1 protein-coding gene is annotated in these 627 nt (G+C 44.3%); it reads right to left on the bottom strand.

Annotation, left to right across the window (positions count from 1 at the left end; all coding sequences use genetic code 11):
• Positions 1-188: 188 nt before the first annotated feature.
• Positions 189-627: IMP dehydrogenase (locus LD39_RS21180; protein ID WP_035553626.1), on the bottom strand; the 439-nt coding region annotated here is incomplete at its 5' end.

Below are 627 nucleotides of genomic sequence, written 5' to 3'. Positions count from 1 at the left end.
GCGAGTCGTTTCCCAGCCAACCCGAGTCCTAATCCAGTAACGGACCCAGATATCTCGAAACTGAGTCTTCTAGAATAGGGAGCTTTAGTGGGATAATAAAGCCACTTCTATTATTAGTATTTTTTTCATTAATCTTTAACAAAATAAAAAAAGAGCAAGCCCCCTAAGGACTTGCTCTCCTATTGATGTTATAGACTATCCCCATTCATAATCGAGTTTTTCACAATGACATAGTCAACATGGCGAATGGAATCGAGATGGTTTCCTCCCGCATAAGAAATTGCAGATTGAAGATCCTGTTCCATTTCGATTAATGTATCTTTCAGCGAACCTTTGTGAGGGACGATCATCTTCTTCCCTTCCACGTTCTTCTTTTCCCCTTTTTGAAACTCAGAGGCAGAACCGAAGTACTCTTTGTAAAGCTCTCCATCTTTCTCGATCGTTTCCCCAGGTGATTCTTCATGGCCAGCAAAAAGCGAGCCGATCATGACCATCGACGCACCGAAACGGATCGACTTTGCAATATCGCCGTGCGTGCGGATACCTCCGTCAGCAATAATCGGTTTACTCGCTGCTTTACCACACCATCTTAATGCGGCCAGCTGCCATCCTCCAGTTCCAAAACCC

Origin of the sequence: Halobacillus sp. BBL2006 (genome assembly GCF_000786645.1) — a bacterium.
Lineage (GTDB): Bacteria > Bacillota > Bacilli > Bacillales > Halobacillaceae > Halobacillus.
The sequence above is the reverse complement of the archived record's forward strand: the minus strand, read 5'-3'. Positions and strand labels throughout refer to the sequence as shown.